4 protein-coding genes are annotated in these 3,729 nt (G+C 62.8%); 2 read left to right on the top strand and 2 right to left on the bottom strand.

The window, feature by feature from the left end; translation table 11 throughout:
* Positions 1-223: hypothetical protein (locus EOA33_RS27750; RefSeq protein ID WP_348628265.1), on the top strand; the 223-nt coding region annotated here is incomplete at its 5' end.
* Between the two features lie 96 nt (positions 224-319).
* A complete protein-coding gene (locus EOA33_RS27755) occupies positions 320-1,255 on the top strand; it encodes a hypothetical protein (RefSeq protein WP_126055433.1) in 936 nt (311 codons plus the stop codon).
* 558 nt (positions 1,256-1,813) lie between these two features.
* On the opposite strand, the gene EOA33_RS27760 is transcribed toward EOA33_RS27755, so the two are convergent.
* Both EOA33_RS27760 and EOA33_RS27765 read right to left on the bottom strand, forming a co-directional pair.
* Positions 1,814-2,881, bottom strand: a complete 1,068-nt coding sequence (locus EOA33_RS27760) for a cyclic nucleotide-gated potassium channel (protein WP_126055434.1) — start codon at positions 2,879-2,881, stop codon at positions 1,814-1,816.
* Between the two features lie 112 nt (positions 2,882-2,993).
* A partial coding sequence (locus EOA33_RS27765; RefSeq protein WP_127407096.1) for a DUF3471 domain-containing protein occupies positions 2,994-3,729 on the bottom strand: 736 nt, incomplete at its 5' end.

The raw sequence follows: 3,729 nt of genomic DNA on the forward strand, positions 1-3,729 counted from the left end.
GATACCCGAAGGAATATTCAAGCCGAAGCCGACAGCCATCGAAACGAAGCAGGACGCCACGACCAGGGCGGCCCGCCAGATCATCGATGGCGAAGCGGCCGAACGCGAACGAAAGACCGAACGCTTGAAGCAGGCCAGGCTTGCCATGCAAGCGGTCGAGGCCGCCAGCCCCGCGGCCAGGTCGCCGGCGAAAAAGCGAACCGGCCGGCGCAAGCAGGCCTAGTGGCGCGAAAGCCGGCGCCGAGGTTCCGTGCCACGAACCATAGGTGTTTGAGCAAAATGGTATTAATCTGCGCAGGCTGGGCTTCGGGGCAGGCCAATGGATTTCGGCGCAGGCCATGGCTACCTTCTCATCGGCGGCCTCATCCTGGTTGGAGCCGGGCTGCTGATCCTATCGCTGATCGTCAATCTTCGCGTGGCGCACAGCGTGCGCGAAGACGTGCGCCATCGTGAAAAGCTGCTGGAATATTACCGGAACATCTTTTCGCAACTGGGCGTGATCCTGATCGGCATCGGCGTCTCGCTGTTCATCTTCTTTTTCCAGCAGAACTATCAGGATCAGCGCAAGCGCGAGATTGAGCTCCAGCAGGTCATGGCAAGGCTGGCGGCGCGCATTGCCCGCGGCGCCCCGGTCGTCGAAACGCTCGGCGAGTTCGACGACGTGCTGGATATTGGCGGCGCCTATGTCGATCCCGAACTCGGCGGAAAGAACGGCGCGATCAGCGCGCAGGGAACCGAGCTCGGCAAACAGGTCGGCAAGATCCTGCTGGTCGAACGCGACGTCGATGTGCAGTCCTTCGACATATTGAACCTGTCGCGTGATTTCGAAACGACGTTCATTGTCAACGAACTCGACCCGACGCTGTGGTTCAACATCGTGCGGGACGAGAGCGAGATCAAATATGCCAGCACCCAGCTCGCCCTCGACTACAAGGACCTGCAGGAGGCGATCGGCGATGAGCCGATCGAGCTTGCTGTAGCCAATTCCGAAAAGGAACGGAAGATCAAGCACGAGGTTCTCGACATCCTTTACGATGCCGACCTGCTGCGCCAGCGCAGCAGGCGATTTCTCGCCCGCGCCTGCTGGCTGTTCAGCAAGGGGCGTGGCTTCGTCACCCTTGCCCCAGCCGAGCAGATCGAGGCCGATGCCGGTTCACAGCAGGAATGGATCGAGCGATCGAAACCGCTGCTGACGCAGTCAAAGTCCGGCAGCGGCGATTGCTTCAAGCTGCTGCACTACGGCCAGGCCTCCTGAGCTGATGACGAGCGGGCAAGGCGCACCGCATCAATGGAATTTTTGGCGGGACGCTAATGTACATGGGTGCTCGACTGAGCAGCGTCCGCCGAATGCCATGCGAAGGTTCATCCTCACGGCAATATGTATCGCCGCCGCAACGGGCGCGAACGCCCATGACTGGTACGAAGACAAGATCGACCCGCTGACGAAATTCAAGTGTTGCGGTGGTCATGATTGCCGCGCCATACCTCCATCTTCGGTGCGGTCCAGAATTGACGGCGGGTACACTTACCTGCCGCATAATTTCACCATCCCACGGGAGCGTGTACAGGAATCCCCGGACGGCCAATTCCACATCTGCGAGAATACCTACGTCATAACCCATCAGCCGTATCTGCGCTGCTTTTTCGCACCGCGTGTCAAAGTCTCTCTGCTTCTCCCACGTTGAGGCCAATACTGCGCGTCGCGGCGGCCCGGATCGACATCGGCGGGCAATTGGCAACCTTCCCGTCGCATCCCCTTCCTGACGACCAGGATCGATGAAACAGCATGTCCGGGACTGCACACCTAATGCGGTCAAGCCAACGGCGCCGCGCCTCGCCGCTCCAGCGCGGTCTTGCGGATGATTTCCGCGATCTCCGGGCTGCTGCTGCACAACATCTGGAAATCCGCCGAGTGCAGTGACAGCAGTGAGACCGCCGTTGCGGCGCTGACAGTCGCCATACGCGGTTCGCCGCTGATCAGCGCCATCTCGCCGAAAAAGGCTCCAGGGCCAAGTTCCACCGGGTTCGACATCGCGACGCTGACGCGGCCCTCCACGACGAAGAACATCTGATCGCCGGTCTCGCCTTTGCGGCAGATCACGGCGCCCGCCGGCACGATGCGGGGCCTTAACGCGCGCACGATCTCGACCAGCACGGCCGGGCCGAGCTTCTGAAACAACGGCACGGCGGTGACCAATCGCCAATTACGGACGAAATCCTCGCGGCGAACTTCCTGATAGAAACCGGTGGCAAGAATGCCGGCCCAGAGCGCGAAGATGCCGATGCCACTCATCATGACCAACCCGGCAAGGACGCGGCCGGCGAAGCTTTGCGGAATCTCGTCGCCATAGCCGGTGGTCGACAGCGTGACCACCGCCCACCACATTGCCTGGGGGATGCTGCCGAACCTTTCCGGTTGGATGTCGCGCTCGATGACATAGGCCGCGAGCGCGACACCGAACAGAACGACGCCGAAGAGCGTGGTGACGCCGATCAGATTGCGCGCTTCGTTGGCCAGCACCCTGCCCAGGACCGGGAAGAAGGTCGAGTCGCGCAGCGGTTTCAGCAACCAGACGGCACAGTAGAGGCTGCGGTCGGGCGTGCCGACGAGCAGAAATGCGGCGAGTGGAACCACGACCGCGAGCACATCGATGGCGATTTCGGGCGTCCTGTTCCGCAGGTCTCCCGCCCGGCGCTTGAGCAGCGTCCCAGCCAGTTGCAGAAGATAGGCGCCCCAAATGACAGCGAGCACGGCCGCCAGGGCCAGTCTGCCGCGCCCGGACAGGTCCGGTATCGTCAGCGCAGCCACCGCCAGAAGCCCAGGCGCAGCCAGCACCGCGTTGAGCGGCGCGTAAATTCTCAGGAAAGGCAGTACCGACATTTTATGCCCACGAGCCGCTACCACCTGCAAAATAGAATGCCTTCAAGGCAAGCGCAAAGGTGCTTGCTATCGCTGCTATGTGCATCACCAACGGCGACCTATCTTGGCCAATCTAGTCGGCAACGCGCCGCAGCGTGCCGAGATGATTGTCGTCGAGGAACTCGATGGTGATCGTCGACGCCTTGCCGTCGGGGCCGACGACGAAACTGACGCCCGTCGGCCTGTCCGGCATTTCGGCATCGGGGTAGATCAGGAACAGGTCGCCGTCGAAATGCGTCAGGGAATAGGACCGGGCGCTGGTGGGGCCGACCCTGAGGACAAGGCCGTCTCCCGCGCTCGACACGTCCGCCTGGCCTATGAAGTCGTTGGCGTAGCGGCCGGCATAGGCACTGGCCGGCCCGGCCGGCCTTGCCGGAGACGGCGGCGCGGCAAAGGTGGCCTTGGCCGCCTCGACCACCGGACCGAACATGCCGGCATAGATGCCGTCCCACGCATTGACCCAATCCTGCTCGACAGCACCGTCGAAGACGAGATCGGCGAAACTGTCGGACAGTCCCTCCGGCACGCCTGTCGGGAAGGCGTTGGCGAGGATGACGATGCCGAGCTTCTCCTTCGGGAAGATCGTCACCAGGGTGCGCGCGCCGACGCTGAAGGCGCCCGCATGGCCCCAACTCAAACCGTGCCGGCCGAATTCGACGTTCCAGCCGAGGCCATAGAAGGATTCGCCGCCGGAGACGGGGTTCCTGCCCCGCGTCATCAGCGGCGCATGCGTCTGGGCCAGCGCGTCGGCGGCAATCAGCGTCTTGCCGGCATGGGCCCCGTCGCCCAGCACGAGGCGCACCCATTGC

This window comes from Mesorhizobium sp. M4A.F.Ca.ET.050.02.1.1 (assembly GCF_003997725.1).
Lineage (GTDB): Bacteria > Pseudomonadota > Alphaproteobacteria > Rhizobiales > Rhizobiaceae > Mesorhizobium.